The sequence below is a fragment of the Pseudomonas sp. H3(2019) genome (assembly GCF_007713465.1).
In the GTDB taxonomy this organism is placed as follows: Bacteria; Pseudomonadota; Gammaproteobacteria; order Pseudomonadales; family Pseudomonadaceae; genus Aquipseudomonas.
On sequence record NZ_VMSG01000008.1, the window covers coordinates 120,944 to 139,684 of the forward strand.

Annotated in this window: 19 protein-coding genes; 10 read left to right on the forward strand and 9 right to left on the reverse strand. The window is 58.6% G+C overall.

Translation table 11 applies throughout. From position 1 onward, the window contains the following. Positions 1–226: 226 nt before the first annotated feature. Positions 227–835 carry a glutathione transferase GstA gene (gstA, locus tag FPT12_RS10555; RefSeq protein ID WP_145016213.1) on the reverse strand — a complete coding sequence of 203 codons (609 nt, stop codon included), beginning with the start codon at positions 833–835 and terminating at the stop codon, positions 227–229. 99 nt (positions 836–934) lie between these two features. On the opposite strand from gstA, the gene FPT12_RS10560 reads away from it, so the two are divergent. Next, on the forward strand, positions 935–1,813 hold the full coding sequence (locus FPT12_RS10560; protein WP_145016214.1) for a LysR family transcriptional regulator: 879 nt from the start codon (positions 935–937) through the stop codon (positions 1,811–1,813). A gap of 49 nt (positions 1,814–1,862) precedes the next feature. Here the strand turns inward: FPT12_RS10560 and FPT12_RS10565 are convergent, their stop codons facing one another. Then, the gene (locus FPT12_RS10565; protein WP_145016215.1) at positions 1,863–3,764 is read right to left on the reverse strand and encodes an IucA/IucC family siderophore biosynthesis protein; all 1,902 of its coding nucleotides are present in this window, start codon (positions 3,762–3,764) and stop codon (positions 1,863–1,865) included. 138 nt (positions 3,765–3,902) lie between these two features. Next, positions 3,903–4,934: a LacI family DNA-binding transcriptional regulator gene (locus FPT12_RS10570; RefSeq protein ID WP_145016216.1), complete on the reverse strand. Its 1,032-nt coding sequence runs from the start codon at positions 4,932–4,934 to the stop codon at positions 3,903–3,905. Between the two features lie 215 nt (positions 4,935–5,149). On the opposite strand from FPT12_RS10570, the gene FPT12_RS10575 reads away from it, so the two are divergent. The 3 genes from FPT12_RS10575 to FPT12_RS10585 all read left to right on the forward strand — a co-directional run bounded on the left by FPT12_RS10575 (position 5,150) and on the right by FPT12_RS10585 (position 9,004). Then, positions 5,150–5,683: a gluconokinase gene (locus tag FPT12_RS10575; protein WP_145016217.1), complete on the forward strand. Its 534-nt coding sequence runs from the start codon at positions 5,150–5,152 to the stop codon at positions 5,681–5,683. Positions 5,684–5,766: 83 nt separating this feature from the next. After that, positions 5,767–7,119: a GntP family permease gene (locus FPT12_RS10580; protein ID WP_145016218.1), complete on the forward strand. Its 1,353-nt coding sequence runs from the start codon at positions 5,767–5,769 to the stop codon at positions 7,117–7,119. Between the two features lie 220 nt (positions 7,120–7,339). Further along, a complete protein-coding gene (locus tag FPT12_RS10585; protein WP_145016219.1) occupies positions 7,340–9,004 on the forward strand; it encodes a glycosyl hydrolase family 18 protein in 1,665 nt (554 codons plus the stop codon). 87 nt (positions 9,005–9,091) lie between these two features. Here the strand turns inward: FPT12_RS10585 and alaC are convergent, their stop codons facing one another. Then, positions 9,092–10,297, reverse strand: coding sequence for an alanine transaminase (alaC, locus tag FPT12_RS10590; protein WP_145016220.1), 1,206 nt, complete (start codon positions 10,295–10,297; stop codon positions 9,092–9,094). A gap of 228 nt (positions 10,298–10,525) precedes the next feature. Between alaC and FPT12_RS10595 the strand changes: the two genes are divergently transcribed. The 3 genes from FPT12_RS10595 (at position 10,526) to FPT12_RS10605 (ending at position 12,565) form a co-directional block, all read left to right on the forward strand. Further along, positions 10,526–11,188: a LysE family translocator gene (locus FPT12_RS10595; protein ID WP_145016221.1), complete on the forward strand. Its 663-nt coding sequence runs from the start codon at positions 10,526–10,528 to the stop codon at positions 11,186–11,188. Positions 11,189–11,254: 66 nt separating this feature from the next. After that, complete coding sequence (locus FPT12_RS10600) at positions 11,255–11,743, forward strand: GyrI-like domain-containing protein (RefSeq protein ID WP_145016222.1); 489 nt, start codon at positions 11,255–11,257, stop codon at positions 11,741–11,743. A 324-nt stretch (positions 11,744–12,067) separates the two neighbouring features. Then, entirely contained in the window at positions 12,068–12,565 is a 498-nt protein-coding gene (locus tag FPT12_RS10605) for a GNAT family N-acetyltransferase (protein WP_145016223.1), read from the forward strand. A gap of 56 nt (positions 12,566–12,621) precedes the next feature. Here the strand turns inward: FPT12_RS10605 and FPT12_RS10610 are convergent, their stop codons facing one another. Continuing rightward, entirely contained in the window at positions 12,622–13,227 is a 606-nt protein-coding gene (locus FPT12_RS10610; protein WP_145016224.1) for a pyridoxamine 5'-phosphate oxidase family protein, read from the reverse strand. A gap of 33 nt (positions 13,228–13,260) precedes the next feature. Continuing rightward, positions 13,261–13,746, reverse strand: coding sequence for a GNAT family N-acetyltransferase (locus FPT12_RS10615; protein WP_145016225.1), 486 nt, complete (start codon positions 13,744–13,746; stop codon positions 13,261–13,263). Between the two features lie 234 nt (positions 13,747–13,980). Between FPT12_RS10615 and FPT12_RS10620 the strand changes: the two genes are divergently transcribed. Both FPT12_RS10620 and FPT12_RS10625 read left to right on the forward strand, forming a co-directional pair. After that, a complete protein-coding gene (locus FPT12_RS10620; protein ID WP_019693184.1) occupies positions 13,981–14,325 on the forward strand; it encodes a YciI family protein in 345 nt (114 codons plus the stop codon). A gap of 22 nt (positions 14,326–14,347) precedes the next feature. Further along, the gene (locus FPT12_RS10625; RefSeq protein WP_145016226.1) at positions 14,348–15,583 is read left to right on the forward strand and encodes an RNA polymerase sigma factor; all 1,236 of its coding nucleotides are present in this window, start codon (positions 14,348–14,350) and stop codon (positions 15,581–15,583) included. Positions 15,584–15,644: 61 nt separating this feature from the next. On the opposite strand, the gene FPT12_RS10630 is transcribed toward FPT12_RS10625, so the two are convergent. Beyond that, positions 15,645–16,499, reverse strand: a complete 855-nt coding sequence (locus FPT12_RS10630) for a LysR family transcriptional regulator (RefSeq protein ID WP_145016227.1) — start codon at positions 16,497–16,499, stop codon at positions 15,645–15,647. A gap of 89 nt (positions 16,500–16,588) precedes the next feature. Here FPT12_RS10630 and FPT12_RS10635 point away from each other — a divergent pair, with 89 nt between their 5' ends. After that, entirely contained in the window at positions 16,589–17,023 is a 435-nt protein-coding gene (locus FPT12_RS10635) for a multidrug/biocide efflux PACE transporter (RefSeq protein WP_145016228.1), read from the forward strand. 117 nt (positions 17,024–17,140) lie between these two features. Here FPT12_RS10635 and FPT12_RS10640 read toward each other — a convergent pair whose 3' ends face one another. Both FPT12_RS10640 and FPT12_RS10645 read right to left on the reverse strand, forming a co-directional pair. Continuing rightward, positions 17,141–17,863, reverse strand: coding sequence for a TylF/MycF/NovP-related O-methyltransferase (locus FPT12_RS10640; RefSeq protein ID WP_145016229.1), 723 nt, complete (start codon positions 17,861–17,863; stop codon positions 17,141–17,143). Further along, positions 17,860–18,726, reverse strand: coding sequence for a hypothetical protein (locus FPT12_RS10645; protein WP_145016230.1), 867 nt, complete (start codon positions 18,724–18,726; stop codon positions 17,860–17,862). Before FPT12_RS10645 ends, FPT12_RS10640 begins: the two co-directional genes overlap by 4 nt. Positions 18,727–18,741 lie beyond the last annotated feature (15 nt).

Genomic DNA, 18,741 nt, shown 5'->3' on the forward strand with positions numbered 1-18,741 from the left:
TGTATACCTGATCTCATATTCCCAGTTGGTGGAGCGTGCATCATGAGCAAAGGCATGGATTCGAAGAAAGCGGCGAAAAAGAAACCGACCAAGACAGCCGTTGAAAAACGCGCTGACAAGAAGGCCAAAAAGGTCGGTGTGTTCGGGCACTGAGCCCGCCTTGACGGAGCCCGGCAATCGGGCTCCGCGTTCATTTCCAGCTGCGTCATTCACCCGTAATCAATCTTCAGGCGTGCGCCACTTCCGCCGCCAGCGCCTCGCTTACCGCAGGCCGTGAGCCAATCCGCGCCTGAAAACGCTCCAGCGGCGGCCATTGCTTCAGGTCGATATCAAACAAGGCAGTCCACCGCAGCACGCTGAACAGATAGGCATCAGCGATGCTGAAGCGTTCGCCCAGCAGATAATCATGCTGCTCCAGAGTCTGGGTCAGCACGGCAAACCGCTTGAACAGTTTCTCCTTGAAGAGCGCTTTCACCTGATCAGGAAACTGCACGTTGAACAGCAGTCCCAGAGCGCCGTGAATCTCACTCGAAATAAAGTTCAGGACTTCCTGCAAGCGCACTCTTTCCCAGGATCCGCACGCCGGTGCAAGGCCGGCAAGCGGGCGAAGATCAGCCAGGTATTGCAGGATTGCCGGTCCCTCGGTCAGCACATCGCCGTTATCCAGTTGCAGCGCCGCGACATAGCCTTTCGGATTGATCGCAAGAAAGTCGGCACCGTCGCCGGTCTTCTTCGTTCGGTTGTCGACGCGGACCAGCTCGAATGGCAACTGCAGTTCACGCAGAACAATGTGCGGTGCAAGGGAGCAGGCTTGAGGCGAAAAATACAACTTCATGGTCAGAGTTCCAGGTGAGGATTTTGATCAGTGTCATAGTCGCCCACACTCGTCGTAAAATTAGTCTTTCAGACATCAGCCATAAGGACAGCTACTGCCATGATGAACCTGATGCATTGGCGGATGCTGGTGGCTATCGCCGACACGGGCAACATTACTCGCGCTGCCGAGCGTATCGGCATGACTCAATCGGGAGCCAGTCAAGCGCTGGCCTTGCTTGAGGACGTGCTCGGTATTCAGCTGTTTGTCCGGGAAAACCGTCAGACCTTGCCGACCGCGGTTGGAGTACACGTGATCGAACAGGCGCGGGTGATGCTCCAGGCCCTTGAGACCATCCGGACCACCGCCGAAGCGGCGCGGGACATTCAGCGTGGCACGATTCGCCTGGCCAGTTTTCCGATGGTGCTCGCGACGTTTCTGCCGCCGCTGTTGCGCCAGTTCAATCAGCTGTATCCCGGTATTCAGGTGGTGGCGCTGGAGGTCAGCGACAACGAAGTTGAAGCGTTGCTTGGCGCTGGCCTGGTTGATCTGGGCGTGGTGCTCAATCCTCCACCTGAACGCAATGCCGGAATGTTGGGGCGAGATACCTGGGTTGCGGTGCTGCCGATGGCGCATCCATTGGCCCGAGGAAACCACGAGCACGGGTTGATGCTGGCGGAACTGGTCGAGCAGCCATTTGTGCTGGCCACCGGCGGTTGCAGCGTCAATGCCCGCAGCCTGGCAGCGGATGCAGGTCTTGCGCTGCTTGATGTCCGGGTTGAAGTTCGAGAGTGGGGCAGTGCGTTCACGCTGGTTCGGGAAAACGTCGGAGTGACGCTGGTTCCGGAAATGACCTTGCCAGCCAATCGCAAGGGGTTGCGCGTACTGCCGTTGGCGGTGCCTGTTCATCGAGAGTTTGCGCTGGTGGCCACACCGCTCAGGGAACCTTCTGCGGCGGTGCAGGCGCTGCTGGCGATGCTCCATCCTGCAGCGCTCTGATCGTCGGTAAAAAGCTTGCGCCCACTTCAACTTGTCTTCGTGCGCTGGGCTATCGAAGCGGGTTGCTCAGACGACCGACGATATCGAGCGCACTGTCGAGCAAGCGCATACGCATGAACGATTTGGCCGGCCAGTCCTGTTTCAACAAGGCCAGACGCTCGATTGTCCAGCGCTGTGGCTCGACCCGTTCACGCAAGTGGTCAAAGCAGTCACTGACCTGAATGGCCAACTCATTCCACAGTGCATCTTCCGGCATCTTCCAATGCCGGGCGCAGAGCAGTGCCAGCTCCCCGAGATGGCACATGAAGGTGGTGTGCAAGAGTTTGTCGCGCACGAAGTCCGCATCGTCATACAGCGTCATCTGCGGGTCATGCAACTGAAGGTCGAGGCCTTGCCGATGCAAGGTCTGGCGGTGAATCCGGATGTCGCCGAAGTCACGCACCATCAGTCGGCTTAACTGTCCCTCAGCACTCATGACCATGAAACTGTTCTGCTGGTGCGCCTCGAAGGCGACCCCGTAGATCAGGTACAGACCGAGCAATCCGGGAACGGCGATCGATAGATAGTCACGGAAAAAACGCAGCAGTTCCGGTCTGCCGTCTCCTCCTTGGGCCAACCTGACCCACTGGCGCAGTAACGGTTGTTCGTGTTCATCCAGGGCGAACAGGCTGCCAACGGGAACGGCCATCTCGCCCGGCTGCAACAAGCGCGACGGGTTGTCCCGGTAAAGCACCGCCAGGTGTCGGGAGCGTTGATCATCTGCCGGTTGCGGCGAGTAATGCACGCCGATACGTTCCGGCACGATGTTCAACACGGCTCGAATCTGCGGCTCCTGCTTGAGTATTTGCAGCAACAATCCGCTGACCCTTGGCCCCATGCGCGCAGAGCGTGGCGAAAGGGTGCGCTGCACGCTGGTCAGTCGTAGCGCCACAGGAAGTTTGACCATCGGTGAACAGCGGTTTGCAGTGGGTGCCAGGGTGCGAAACGACATGGTCGGCTGACCGTTGAACGCAATGATGGTGGTCACGACCAGCACGCGGTCGGCAATTTCGCGAGTAAACGAGCGCGGTAGTTCCTCTGCGGCTTGCCACGGATGGACGGGGAGGGGCAGGTAGTCATCCGGGTCGAGACCTTGGGTTAGAAGGTGCTGGATCAATTGTTCGGCCGCGATCGGGAAATGCCCTTGCCACCAGCCGCGGTAATGCTCGGGTTCGTTCAACGATTCGACGTGAGCCCATTGCCGATGCAAGGCGCACAGGACGACGGGCACGCAGGCTTCGAATTCCGGTGATAAAGCAATGACTTCAGTGGTGCCCAAGCCAAGCTTGGTCTTGTAGTTCGGGTGCCAGGGATGACCCAGCGTGCCCCACTGTTCAAGCACCGATGTCGGGTTCGGGTGGGAGGGATTGCTCTTGAGCCAGGTCAGCAGATTATCGTCATCGGCGAGTTTGAACTGTTCACGCAGTTGACGGCTCCAGCCGTGGTGAAAGGCCTGGCACAAGGTGGCATTGCAGAAGCTGTCATCAAGCTCTTCGGCCAGGCGAACGAGCACTTCGGGCGACGGTAAAGGCTCAAGTTGCGTGCAGAGCAGGTTTAGCAACTGTGAAGGAAACAACAGTTTTTGTGCTGGGCATTCAGAGCGATACAGCGTGATGTCGCCCTGTAGGTCCCAACTGTGCATCCGCGCCGGGATAAGCCCTTCGAAACACAACCGGGCACCATCGAGCAACGTGAGCCAATGCATCGAGCCCTTGGCTTGCAGGACTTCGGAATTCAGCAGGCCTTCGCGCAGCAGCGCCTGCAACAAGCGCTGAAAGCTTGCGCGGGTGCTGAGCTCGAGTGTATCGGCCAGGTGGCCGAGGTTTATCCGGCGAGACGTGAACGCCTCGGTCGCCAGGGCTTCGCTCCAGCGCGAGAGTAACCCTTGCTGTTTTTGCGGGTCCGTGTGCATGACATAAGACTCCTTGGGGCGGTTAAAAGCAGCTCCAAACAGGCTACGGCAAGCGTAAAAAAATCGATGGCAAGCATTTCCGGCAAATCTGTGGGACGCATCCCAGGGTGTTGGCGGGAATGTCCGAGAGCGGGTTTCCTAGGTACTCTCGCGAACCTTCAACTCAAACCCCATATCGACCACCGGATTGGCCACCGAATTGCCGGCCATCAAGGTCAGCATGTGCTCGGCGGCGCGGCGGCCGATGGCTTCACGCGGGGTGCTGATGCTGCTCAGGCGCGGCACCATGTGCGCCGAGGCTGGCAGGTCGTTGAAGCCGAGGACGGCGACTTGTTCGGGGATTTTGATCCCGTGGCGCATGGCTTCGAGCAGGGCGCCCTGGGCCAGGTCGTCGTTGCCAAAGAAGATCGCGTCAACCTGCGGGTGGCTGGCCATCATCTGCAGGAATAATTCGCCGCCAAGGCCCACCGATGACGGGCGCGGTGTCAGCAACTCAAGGTCCGGGTCGTACAGGCCTGCTTGCTGCAATGCGCGCCGAAAACCTTCGCCGCGCAACAAGGTGCGTTGGTCGAGTTGCGCGCCGATGTAGGCCAGGTGCCGACGACCGCGTGAGATCAAGTGTTGTGCGGCGGTTTCGCCAGCACTCAATTGCGAAAAACCGACACAGTTCAGACCGGCGCCCGGGTCCAGGTCCATCATGTAGACGCAGGGGATATTGCTGGTCTCGATCATCCGGCGGGCACTTTCGGTGCGATCGAAGCCGGTCAGCAGCAACCCTCTTGGCTGATAGGCCATGTAGTTGCGCAGCAGGTTTTCTTCTTCATCACGGGAATAGTGGTAGTTGCCGATCAGCACTTCGAAGCCTTTGGGACGCAGCACCTGATGGATGGCTTCAAGGGTTTCGATGAACAGCAGGTTCGACAGCGATGGCACCAGGACCACCACCGAATGGCTCTGGGCCGAGGCCAGGGCGCGGGCGGCGGGGTTGACCACGTAGTTCAGTTCGAGCGCGGCCTGCTGGACCTTTTCCACCAGTTCGGTGGCGACGGTGCTGATACCGCGCAGGGCCCTGGACGCGGTGATCGGGCTCACACCTGCCAGACGGGCAACTTCGTTGAGGGTAGGGCGACCGGTGGTGCGAGTATTTTTATCGTTTTTAGTGGAGGTCATCGGGCTGCTTGCCAAACAAAATTCAAGGCACTAAGGTAGCGCTGTCTCGATGCGGCTGCAAATGCTTGAGCAGGGTTTGCCTGATCCCTGCTTTTTGGCGTTGGGAAAGAACGTGCTGCAACCCATAAAAATGACAAGAAGGCGTCGGCAATGCCTGCTTTTGCACTAGAGTTTCACGTAGCAAAGGTAGCGCTGTCTGCGCGCTGAGGTGTTACATGAGTCAACCCATCACCGCCCTGGTCATCATGGGCGTGGCCGGCTGCGGCAAGTCCAGCGTCAGCGAAGCCCTGTGCCTGCTCAGCGGCGCAACCGGCATTGAAGGCGATACCTTTCACCCTGCTGCCAATATCGAAAAGATGAGCGCAGGCATTCCTCTCAACGACGACGACCGGGCCGGCTGGCTCGACAGCCTGTGCGATGAGCTGTGTCGCGTCGATGCCTCGGGCGCACACCCGGTGCTGACCTGCTCGGCGCTCAAGCACAGTTACCGTGAACGCTTGCGCAGCGCCTTGCCGGGCCTGGGTTTCGTGTTCCTTGAGTTGACCCCTGAAGTCGCCGCCGAGCGCGTGGCCCATCGTCCGGGGCATTTCATGCCGTCGACCTTGATCGCCAGCCAGTTCGCGACCCTTGAACCCCCCGTTGGCGAGCCACTGACCCTGGCGCTCGATGCCTCGAAGCACAGTGTCGATGAGCTCGCCCGGCAGGCCCACGCCTGGTGGCTCAGTCATGGTCTGAAACTCGCCAGTTGAGTGTTGCTTCAAGAGGTAGCGCTGTCCTGACGGCATTTGAATAACCCGCTTCAATAACAACAACAAACAGGAGATACCCCCCCATGTTTGGCATGTCCCACGAGTCGTTTTTGCTGCTCGATGCAGTGATCACCGTGATTGGATTGATCGTCCTGATCACCCGGTTCAAGCTTCACCCCTTCATTGCATTAATCATCGCCGCGGCTTTTCTCGGGCTGACCTCGGGCATGCCGATTGGCACCATCATCAAGGCGTTCCAGGACGGTTTCGGTGGGGTGCTCGGGTTTGTCGGGATCATCCTCGCGCTGGGTACCATGCTCGGCAAAATGATGGCCGAATCGGGCGGGGCGGATCAGATCGCCCAGACCCTGATTCGCGCGTTCGGTAAAGAACGCGTGCAATGGGCCATGATGTTTGCGGCTTTCCTGGTTGGCATTCCGTTGTTCTTCGAAATTGGCTTTGTGCTGCTGATTCCGCTGGTGTTCATCGTTGCCCGCCGCACCGGCGTTTCAATCATCAAGATTGGCATCCCGCTGCTGGCCGGCCTGTCTGCCGTGCACGGTCTGGTTCCGCCGCACCCGGGTCCATTGCTGGCCATCGGGGTGTTCGGTGCCGACATCGGTAAAACCATTCTCTACGGTCTGATCGTCGCGCTGCCGACGGCCATTATTGCCGGCCCGATTTACGGCACGTTCATTGCCAAGTACATCCCCGGTCATCCAAACCAGGAGCTGGTGGATCAACTGGCCCGCGAGCCTCACTCCAGCACCTTGCCGAGCTTCTGCATCACGCTGATCACCGTGCTGCTGCCGGTATTCCTGATGCTGCTCAAGACCTTTGCCGACATCGCGCTGCCCGATGGGCATTTCTTCCGCACCTGGATGGACATGATCGGTCACCCGATCTCGGCCTTGCTGCTGGCGTTGCTGCTGTCGCTGTACACCTTCGGGCATCGTCAGGGCATCGGTTCCAAACAGATTCTGAAACTGCTCGACGCCAGTCTGGCGCCGACCGCCGCGATCATTCTGATCATCGGTGCCGGTGGTGGCTTCAAGCAGATGCTGGTGACCAGTGGTGTGGGCGATGTAATCGGCCACATGGCGGTGAGCGCACAGATTTCGCCAATTCTGCTGGCCTGGCTGGTCGCCGCGGTAATCCGCGTGGCCACCGGTTCCGCAACCGTGGCGACCATTACCGGTGCGGGTATCGTGGTGCCGGTGGTGGGGATGATCCCGGGGGTTAACCGCGAGTTGCTGGTGCTGGCCACCGGCGCGGGTTCGTTGATCCTGTCTCACGTCAACGACGCAGGCTTCTGGCTGGTCAAGCAGTACTTCAACATGACCGTAGCCGAAACCTTCAAGACCTGGACGGCGATGGAAACCATCCTGTCGGTCGTTGCACTGGGCTTCATCATGTTGTTGTCGTTGGTGGTTTGATTTATTGCGGTGTCTGCACGTTGTGCGGGTACCGTGCTTACAGCGTCACCCGAGCCGCGAAAGGATGATCAGTCCTTTCGCGGTTTTCTTTTTGTCATCCTCAATCCCTGAATACCGCTCGTCGGCACTGTCAACTTTGACAGGTAGGCTCTGTGTCGTGCCGCGCGTAAAAGTTGCTCATGAACTCTTGACTCATTTACGCGTACAGGGAGAAAACATCATGACCGCAAAAGAAGCTGGGTTAACGCAAGTAGGTCGGGCAGGCAGGGATAGCAAACTTGTTTTTCAATCGGATCCGGGGACTGTAGTAGCGGGGGTTACTTTAGGGGGGGGTGCGGCTGAAAAAACTTATGTGGTGAATGGATTCTCGCCCAGTACCAAAGATGATCAGTTGTCCTGGACCCCCGGGCGTGTGACAAAAAATGTGTTTAACCAATATGAAAAAAATGAGTTCGAGTGCTTTTGCTATTACAGCGACTGGGGGATTGGTGATCCGCGTTATGAGGGGACTGCCCCCCAAGCCACGGGAGGGCGTGGCACCGACGTGATGAGGCTGCTAGGCAAGACCGGGACCTTTGACAAGATCGTTCTCGGCTTTGCTGCGATTGTCGGAGACCTTGGAGTCAATAGAAATGTCATCGCCAGAGCAGCACACTATTGGGACCATGAACCAGTGCCGGGTGTCCCCCCGACTCAGGCACAGCTAGACGCAGCAGAGAAACTCTGGATGTCCAAGGCGGCACTCACCGATCCTTGGGGTGATGTCGCGGCCTATATCAATTGCGGGTATTCGAGTTATATCGGTGAAAATTACAAGGAGCTCTTTGACCCCGCGAAGGCACAAGGATTGTTGGGTGCATTGGGTAAACTCAAAACGGCCAACCCGGACATGCAAGTGTCCCTCAGCCTAGGCGGTTGGTCGATGAGTGAAGCCTTTTTCGATCTCGTCCGTGATCCAGACAGGCTACCCATTCTTGTCGACTCCATTGTCGCTATCTTTGAAAAATTCCCCATGTTTACCGGCATTGATATCGATTGGGAGTACCCAGGGGCTCCCGGCAACGCACCCGGAGACGGGGACACCTGGAAGCCGAATAAATACGATGACAATGACGCTGCTTACTTTGCGGTGCTGATACGCGCGGTAAAGGCCAAGTTGCCGAATGTGGAAATCAGCATTGCTTCCATTGCCGACCCGGTGAAGTTGGCCAAGTCCCATATTCTGTTGTTGATTGCGGCTGGCGTCGATATTGTCAACCTGATGTGTTACGACTTCTTTGGCACGCCATGGGCAACAACGCTGCAGCACCATTGCAACCTGTACCGCAGCAACCCAGCTGATATCACCGAGAACTCTGTGCATTCCGCGGTGCAGTACTTGTTGGGGCTGGGTGTTGATTCGAAAAAGATCTGTTTGGGATACGCGGGCTACAGTCGAAATGCTCAACAGGCAAAACTGGAAAGTGTTTCCCCTTTGAAAGGGACGTACGCCCCCCGCAACGGGACTGACACGGGAGGTTCGTTTGAAAGTGGCGTCACCGAATGGCCAGATATGATTTACAACTATCTGGACCTGGAGACGAAGCAACCGCTCAATGGCTTCATCCTGTACACCGACGACAAGGCTGATGCCGACTTTCTCTACAACCCGACGACTGAGTTGTTCATTTCCTTCGATACGCCTCGTACGATCAAGGCCAAAGGCGAGTACGTGAAAAAATGGAACCTCGGAGGGCTGTTCAGTTGGATGGGCGATTATGACAACGGCATGCTGAACAACGCCGCATGTGAAGGGGTGGGTCGTACACTGAAAACTGAGGCTATTGATATGTCACCTTTCTACTACAAAGGCGCGACTGAACTACCGCCTCCACCACGGCGTTAGTCATCAACGACCCGAAACGAAAAATGCCCCTGTGAGCGCAACACGCTCACAGGGGCATTTCCTTGCAACGTTCAAAACGCCGCGATATCAACCCGCCGCCGCATCCGCCCGAAACATCCCGCGAATCCCGCGGACGGCCTGACGAATCCGGTCCTGGTTTTCGATCAGCGCAAAGCGCACATGATCATCCCCGTATTCACCAAACCCCACCCCCGGAGACACACAGACTTTGGCCTCGGCCAAGAGTTTCTTGGCGAACTCCAGTGAACCCAGGTGCGCATAAGCGTCAGGAATCTTGGCCCAGACGTACATCGAGGCTTTCGGGTTTTCGACCATCCAGCCCAGTTCATGCAGGCCCTTGACCAGCACGTTGCGCCGTTGCCGATACTGCTCGGCGATGTCTTTGACGCACTGTTGATCACCTTCCAGCGCGGCGATGGCCGCCACTTGCAGCGGGGTGAAAGTGCCATAGTCGTGGTAGCTCTTGATCCGCGCCAGGGCGTTGACCAGTTCCGGGTTGCCGACCATGAAACCGATCCGCCAGCCGGCCATGTTGTAGCTCTTGGACAGGGTGAAGAATTCCACCGCAATGTCCTTGGCGCCTGGCACCTGCATGATCGACGGGGCTTTCCAGCCATCGTAGACAATGTCGGCGTAGGCCAGGTCGTGCACCACCAGCACGTCATATTGTTTGGCGAGGGCGATCACCCGCTCGAAGAAATCCAGTTCGACGCACTGCGCGGTCGGGTTGGACGGGAAGCCGAGAATCATCATCTTCGGCTTCGGAATCGAGCCGCGAATGGCTCGTTCCAGCTCGGCGAAAAAGTCCACGCCGGGGATCAGCGGCACCGAGCGCACTTGTGCGCCGGCAATCACTGCGCCGTAGATGTGGATCGGGTAGCTCGGGTTCGGCACGAGCACGGTGTCGCCCTGATCGAGCGTGGCGAGCATCAGGTGCGCCAGCCCTTCTTTGGAACCGATGGTGACGATGGCTTCGTTTTCCGGGTCGATGTCGACCTGGTAGCGATCCTTGTACCAGTTGGAAATCGCCCGGCGCAGACGCGGAATACCCTTGGAGGTGGAGTAGCCGTGGGTGTCTTCGCGCTGGGCAACGGTCACCAGTTTTTCGACGATGTGCGGTGGAGTCGGGCCGTCAGGGTTGCCCATGCTCAAGTCGATGATGTCTTCGCCACGACGACGGGCGGCCATCTTCAGCTCGGCAGTGATGTTGAATACGTAAGGGGGGAGTCGATCTATGCGCGCAAAGCGGCGCGGCGAACCTTGTTCGGCCATTGTTGCCTCGATAACGTAAGCGCCCGGAACCGTCCGAGCGACGCTGGCCACTGCGGTGGCCTGTGGCGAAAGATAAGGGCGCCGATGGCCAATTGTCTAGTGGCGAGGTTCAACTATTTTCCATGACACTATTGATCGCCCGCGCAAGTTTTCGCCATCAGCCAGCGCGCGCACACTTCTTGCAGAAGTTGGCACTTACTCAACGACCACTTTTAAACGAGATGCAAAATGGAATTTTCCAGCGGCTTTTTACTGAGCCTTTCTCTGTGCCTGGACATCGGCGTGGCCAACATTGCGATGATCACACTGGCCATGCAACGCGGGTATTTTCAGGGTTTTGCGTTGGGGCTCGGCACCTGTGTCGGCGACTTGGTATACGCAGTATTGGCGCTGGCGGGCATGACGGTGCTGTTGCAGTATTCAGCGGTGCGCTGGGTGTTGTGGGTCGGTGGTTCGGCGTTGCTGCTGTACTTCGCGGCGAAGATGATTTATTCGGCGATTTATCACAGCGCCGTGTTGGCGGAGGCGGGTGAGGTCAGTGCCGGCTCCCATCGCCGGGAGTTTTTCCGGGGGATTTTTCTGGCAATGTCGTCGCCCAGCGCGATTCTCTGGTTCGCCGCCGTCGGCGGTACGCTGATTGCCCGTTCCGGGGGCGGTAGCCTGACCAATGCCGCACTGTTTCTGGCAGGGTTCTTTTGCGCCGGGCTGCTGTGGTGCGTTGCCCTGTGCCTGGCGGCGACCCAGGGCGGCAAGCTTCTGGGTGACAAGCTGCTGCGCTACTCTTACCTGGTATCTGCAGCGATCTTCTGTTATTTCGCGGTCTACGTGATTATTTCTGGCTACCAGGAATTTATTCTCCCGACTGCGGTTGCAGAACTTCCGGGTCTTTGACTGGGGGAATCCGGTTTGGCTTCTATACTTGCAGCCGAACCCACCTTCAGTTGCAGGAGTTGATTCATGGATGATCCAAAAAAGGGCGAAATCGCTGAGCCGCGCTTCGAAGCGGGGCATTTTATGCTGATCGCTGGACTTGGCGGACAGTTTAGCGCGGACACCACCGAAGGTATTCCCAAGCTCTGGGATAAATTCGTACCGCACATCGGTAACGTTCCAGGGCAGATCGGGGAAGTAACCTACGGTGTCTGCTGCAACCCGGACGGTAAAGGTGGTTTCGAGTACATCGCGGGTGTCGAGATCAGCAAGCTCGATGACCTGCCGGAACTCTACCGCTGGATCGAAATACAGCCTCAGCACTATGCGGTGTTCAAGCACGAAGGTGCGCTCGACACCCTGCCGCAAACCTTTCAGTACATCTGGAAAACCTGGTTGCCGCAGTCAGGTCATGAAGCCGCCGATGCCCCGGAGTTCGAGCGCTACAGCGACGACTTCAACCCGAAACTCAATACCGGCGTGCTGGAAATCTGGGTACCGCTCAAAACGGCCTGAATGGCTTGTGAGGCGGCGCACTCAAGCGCCGCCGCCACTCGGCATCTGCACTATTTGTCTTTGCTGATTCGCCGCGCTCGCAGCACATCGATCGTCAACGTGATAAAGCCGAAAGCACTGATGGTGAACAGCATAAGAAGACCGACCTGAACGCTAGTCATGGTGAGTTTCCCTCTTCATGGCGAAAGACAGGGACAAGCAATAGCCCGAACCTTGCGCGAAAGAAAGCGGCTATACGAAGGCTTTACGGGCCAGCAGATGATCGATATGCCGTCCTTATTAATTTATGATTCGCTCCCTCTTTTTCGCTGACCGGGCCACGCCATGAACTCACCCACGACTGTCATTCGCCAGGTCACGCCGGCGGATCTTGATCGCTGTTTCGCCATCGAAACCGAAGCGTATGAAGGTGATGAAGCGGCCACTCGCGAGAAAATCGCCACGCGCATCGCCACCTGGCCGCAAGGTTTTATCGTGGCCGAGGTCGACGGCGTCGTTGCCGGCTTTATCAATTCAGGGGCGGCGTATCAGGTAGAAATGGCGGATGAGGCTTTCAAGGAAATGATCGGCCATGACGCGGATGGCCCGCAGGTGGTGATCATGTCGGTGGTGGTGCACCCGGATTTCCAAGGGCTGGGACTGGCGAAACGCTTGATGAGCGAGTTCATTGTCCGCATGCGGGATTTGGGCAAAGTCCGTATCAACCTGATGTGCAAGGAGCGGCATATTCCGCTGTATGCCGGGTTTGGTTTCGTCTACCTCAACGTGTCCGCGTCCGACCACGGCGGCATGGCCTGGCATGAAATGGCGCTGGATCTGTAACGGCCACCCAACGTTGAACTCCCGTAGCAGCTGTCAGGACAGCGGAGTTCCAGTGGTCAGTAGAGGCTGTTGAGTACCCGAACAGGCGCTTCCCGATCGTACGCTTCGGCATCGAACTGGCCGTCATTCAGGCGCTTGTGAAAGGCACCTGCGGTGGGCAGGGCCGAGCGGTCCAGGTATTTTTCCGGGTTCCACAAATCCGAGCGGACGATAGCCTTGGAGCAGTGGAAATAGGCGGCTTCGACGTCCACCAGAATCACTGTGCGCGCCGGTTTGCCGTTCACCGCAAAGCTTTCCAGCAGTTCGGGCTCGGCGCTGATCCGTGCGCGGCCATTGACCCGCAATGTCTCGCCGATCCCCGGAATGATGAACAGCAACGAGATCCGCGAATCGAGGACGATATTGCGCAAGGTGTCGATGCGGTTATTGCCCGGGCGGTCGGGAATCGCCAGGGTTCGCTCATCGATGATCCGTACGAAACCCGGCGTATCGCCACGAGGTGAGCCGTCCATGCCATCAGGGCCGACCGAGCTTAAGATGACCAGCGGCGAGGCGCGCACCATCGCCTGGTAATCGAGGTTGAGAAAGGGGATTTCCTTGCGCACGGCGCGGTCGTGGGGCAGGCCGTAAATCGCTTCAAGTTGTTCGATAGTCGTCAGCATTGTTCACTTCATCCATGAAAGGTTATCGAGCGTTCAGAAAGCCAGGGCCATGCGCCGTTCATAACCGATCCGGCCTTTGTAGGCGTTGCCGCTGTCGACCCAGCCTTGCTTGAGGTAGAGCCCGAGCGCCGATTCGTTGTGTGCATCCACCGACAGCTCCAGCCCCTTGATTTCTGGCCAGGCCTGGCGCGCAGCCAGTGGCAGGGCTTGCAGGAGGGCGCTGCCATAACCCTTGCCCTGGTGGCGGTAATCGACCTGTAGTGCGTGCAGGGTTGCGGTGTCTTCGTCAGCCCAGTGTGGCAGGAATGGTGGGCGCTTGAGCAGCAGGAACGCTACGGGAATCTCGTCGACGAGCAGGGCAAAACCCTTGATGCCGTCACGCGGTGCTGACAACAAGGTGTGCAGGGCCATGTCGATATCGCCGGAGAATTGCTTCTGCCGGTCAGGGATCTCAATGGCTTCCAGTTGCTGGTGCTGTGCGGGTGTCAGCTGTTCGTAGGGAACGAGTTGGGTTGTCACTGGCGGTGTCCGTGGTCCGACAAAGGTGAACTGCGGATTTTAGCCAGTTTGTCTCTTCGACATTTATTTTATTTGAGCGGTCGATTTGGCTTGTCGCCAGACGACTAAGGGTGGCTTCACACAAAAAGCACACTGATGTTCAGACGCTGTTCAAGCGGCCACCCTGATCGTCGGGATTTTCGCCAGATGCTCAATCTGCAGCCATAGTTGATCAGCCTGATGACGGAGAGTCTTATGAAATACCTATGCCTGGTCTACAGTGACGAACAGCGCCTGCATACCTCGCCCGACAGCCCTCAGGACGCCGAATGCGTGGCCTACGCCGAGTCGGTTCAGGGCAGCGGCCGGATGCTCGCCGCCGAGGCGCTGGAGTCCGTTCAGACCGCCACCACGGTGCGTATGCGGGGCGGAAAATTGTCGATCACCGACGGTCCGTTCGCCGAAACCAAGGAGCAACTGGCTGGTTTCTACCTGATCGATGCGAAGGACCTGAACGAGGCCATTCAGGTCGCCGGCAACATCCCGGCAGCCCGGGTCGGCAGCGTTGAAGTGCGCCCCGTCCGTGAGTTGAATCGTTGATGACCACAGGTCTGTCGGGTTGATGCCGGGCGAGTCGGTCAAGGCGCTGGTCGAGGCGGTTTATCGCAACGAATCGCGGCGCATCCTCGCCACGTTGATTCGCTTGCTGGGGGATTTCGACCTCGCCGAAGAGGCTTTGCATGAAGCCTTCTTTGTCGCGGTCGAACGCTGGCAGCGCGATGGCGTGCCCGATAATCCGCGTGCCTGGCTGGTGTCGACCGGGCGTTTCAAAGCCATTGACGGTTTGCGCCGTCGGGCGCGATTTGCGGCTTCCCAAGCGGCGTTGGTGGCACAGCTGGAAGCGCTCGAAGAGACCGACTGGAGGGCTGAAGATGTGGAAGACGATCGCTTGCGGCTGATCTTCACCTGCTGCCACCCGGCCCTGGCGGCGGATGCGCAGGTGCCGTTGACGCTGCGTGAAGTCTGCGACCTGACCACTGAGGAAATCGCCCGGGCCTTTCTTGTTGCACCGTCCACCATTGCCCAGCGCATCGTGCGCGCCAAGAGCAAAATCCGCGACGCGAAAATCCCCTATCAAGTGCCTTCCGTTGCCGAGTTGCCCGAGCGCCTCGACAGCGTGTTGCGGGTGATTTACCTGGTGTTCAACGAAGGGTATTCGGCATCGGTCGGCAGCGAGCTGACCCGCGAAGACCTGACCCGCGAAGCGATCCGGCTGGGCCGCTTGCTGATGGAGCTGTTGCCGGAGGCCGAAGTGATGGGGCTGTTGGCGCTGATGCTGCTCAATGAATCGCGACGCCCGGCCAGAACCTCGGCGTCGGGTGAATTGATCGTGCTCGATGAGCAGGATCGTTCGCTGTGGAATGCCCGGATGATTGCCGAAGGCTCTGCCTTGATCGAACGCGCGTTGAGCACGCGTGGCTTTGGACCTTATTGCCTGCAAGCCGCGATCTCGGCGGTACATGCCGAAGCCACAACGGCCGAGCAAACCGACTGGCCGCAAATTGTCGGTCTGTATGACGTGTTGCTGCGGGTGCAGCCTTCGCCGGTGATTGAACTCAATCGCGCGGCGGCGCTGTCCCGGCGCGACGGGCCGCTGGCGGGGTTGACGGTCGTCGAAGAGATTCTTGCCCGTGGCGAACTGCTCGACTATCACCTGGCCCATTCGGCGCGCGCCGAGTTTTGTCGGCAGCTGGGACGTGTTGAAGAGGCGAGGGCGGCTTATTTGCGCGCCCTTGAATTGACCCGGCAAGAGCCGGAGCGGCGGTTTATCGAGCGGCGGTTGAGCGAGCTCAAATGATTGCCGCCGACCGCGTACACCGGGGATTAATGGATACCCGTCGATCCCCGTGATCTTTTGATCACTCCAGCATCTTCGCCAGCAACCAGCTCCCCGCCGGCCCAGGCGGGTGCAGGCGTGACCAGAGCGCGTCGACCGACACCGGTTTTGGCCAGCCGCGGACCTTGAGTTCCTGCAACGAGCCCGCACCAAAACGCTCGACCAGCCAGCGCGGCAAGGGCGCCCAACCAAAACCGCCTTGGGCCATTTCCAGCAGCATCAGGTAACTGGGCGCCGACCAGACCCGGCCTTGGGCGCGGGTTTCATAGGGATTGATGATGGTCGCCAGGCGCAATTCACGGTGCTGCTGCAAGGTTTCCTTATCGACCTTTTGCAGCGCCGCCAGCGGATGTCCAGTCGACACGAACAAGGCAATTTCCGTGCACTCGTCGACCGTCGCGCTGTTCAGGTCGGCCGGGTAGTCGGCCTGCATTTCGGCGAAGGCAATATGCGCGCGCCCGCGTTGCACCAGGGCGATCAAATCGTCGCACTCGGCAATCAGGCATTCGAGTTCCAGGTCCGGGTAGCGCTGCTCGAAGTCACTCAATGCCGCTTCAAATCGATCGGACTGGTAGGTGTCGGATATCGCCACCGTCAGCTTTGCCTCAACGCCTTGGGACAGTTGCGCGGCGGTCATTTCCAGGCGGCTGGTGGCGGCCAGAATGTCCTCGGCGCGTTGCAACATGACATGCCCGGCCGAGGTCAGGCTGGGCTTGCGGCTGCTGCGATCGAACAGTGTCACGTTCAGGTCTATTTCCAGGCTGGCGACGGCCGCGCTGATGGTCGACTGGCTCTTGCCGAGTTTGCGCGCCGCTGCAGAAAACGAGCCTTGGGTCGCTGCCTGGACGAACGCCAGCAGCACTTCATGTGAGGCCATGAACTATCGCCTTGATCGATGGTTACTGGTTATGAAGTATCGGTGTGGTGGTAGATGATGGCAACCACATTCACCCAGGGAGCTTGATTATGAGCACCAACAAATCCTTTACCGAACGTGTTTTTCAGGCCATTGGTTTCGAACTGTTGGCAGTCATGCTGTGTACACCGTTGCTGGCGTGGCTGATGGACAAACCAATACTCGAGATGGGCGCCGTGACCATCGCCATCGGTCTGATCGCCTTGGCCTGGAACGTTTTGTTCAACGGTCTGTTCGACCGTCTGCTCAAGCGCCTGGCGCTTACCCCCAGCGCCGCAACCCGCGTGGTGCACGCCTTGCTGTTCGAAGGTGGTCTGGTAGCGGTCAGTGTGCCGCTGATTGCCTGGTGGTTGAACGTCAGCCTGATGCAGGCGTTGATTCTGGATATCGGCGTGTTGCTGTTTTTCCTGCCGTACACCTACGTTTACCACTGGGGTTATGACGTGGCGCGTGAGCGGGTGTTGTTGCAAAGAGTTCAAGGCTGATCGATCAAGGAAAAAACCGGTTGTCCTTGATGACCTTGCAGAGGGCGGGGTAAGGCGTTGTAGCCAAGACATCGTGGGCGAACCCGCCCCTGCAGAAGCAGGAGCGGGCGGTTCGGATCAGATGTGGAAGTAACCCACGCAGGAATCGAACGGCAGGCGCTTGAGCTCGATCTTGTTCAGGTCGAACACTTCGCGCAGGGCTTTGGTTTCACCCGGGAAGTTGCGGTAGGCGACTTCGTCCAATACCACGATGGCGCCTTTTGGCATGTACGGCAGGAAGGTTTCCAGCGCGACTTTGGTCGACTCATACAGGTCGGTGTCGAGGATCAGCATGGCGACGACCAGGTCCGGACGGGTCTTGACCCATTCAGGCGCGGTCTTGCAGATATCGCCCTTGACCAGCTCGCAACGCGGGATGCGGTTGACCGGACGCAGCAGGTCGTTGGCGTCGATCATGTCCTGGATCAGCGACTGGTCGGTGTCGGAGAACATGGTCTCGTTGACGTCGGCCGGGTCTTCGTCCTTGTTGATGCTCTGGAAGCCTTCGAAAGTGTCGAAACCAACGATCGAGCGGTTGATCGCATAGGGTTCCAGGATCATCGACAGGTGCATGTAAAGCATCAGCGAGTTGCCCTTGTACACGCCGCACTCGATGATCGCGCCGGGAATTTCGGCGACCTTCTTGAACAACTCCATGCGCGACAGCGCAGCGGTCACGCCGATGCGGTTGGCGAACACAAAAGGGGCATCGGCCACGTACTCGGCGTCGACCCGCTTGAGAACGCCAGCGCGGGTTTCGTTGTATTGGGCCTCGGCAGGCGTAATGCGGCGCTTGGTCATGATTGGATTCCTTGGAAATTCGAGAAGTCGTGGGCGTGGAAATAGTCTTTGAAGCCGGCGCCGACATCCGGGCACGCGCTGTCGACGTTGATCGCGCCGCGCTTGTGCTTCAGGTCGTCTAGGTGCATCAGGCGGAAATCCACGCTGAAGCGGGTATTGTCGGTGTGGTTGGGAACGGTGCCGTGCAAGTGTGACCCGGAGAAAATCAGCATCTCACCGGTATTGCCGGCGATGCGGACTTCCGAGGCGCCGTTGATCTCTTCCTGAGGAACCGGATGCACCCGACGCTCTTCTGTGAGGTTGTCCTTGGCGCGATGGCGCTGGGTGTTGATCCACTCAGACAGGCTCCAGTCGGCCGAGGTGTTCTTCACCGGCACGTCGAAGTACGCCGGGTTGATCATCATGGTCTGCTCGGGCTCGATGGTGTGCACCGGCATCCAGGTGTTGATCTGGCAATCGACGCTGCCGTACCAGGTGTCGCGGTGCGGCTTGTAGGCGTAGCTGACGCCCGCATGCAAATAGTTGTAGTTGGGCACGACGCGAACGCGCGGCACATCGAAAATGTAGTCCTGGGGATCAACACCGATTTCCAGGGTGAACGCGCGGATCAGGTCCTTGGCGCGTTGGCTGTTGGTGAACTGGCCCTTGAGCCGGGTCACCAGCGAAACGAATTCTTCGACCGGCATCATGCGGTGCAGTGCCTGGTGATTGGTTTCGCCGTCGAATGCAGCGGTAATGCTCTCCTGGGCAAAGGCGCACAGCGCTTTGGCCGAGGTGAGCTCGGTGTTCAGGAAAATGTCACCTGCATAGACGGCTTCTTTGAAGTCAGCTTTCTTCTGAAGCTGATTGATGTACAGATTCACGGATCCCCTCCTGAA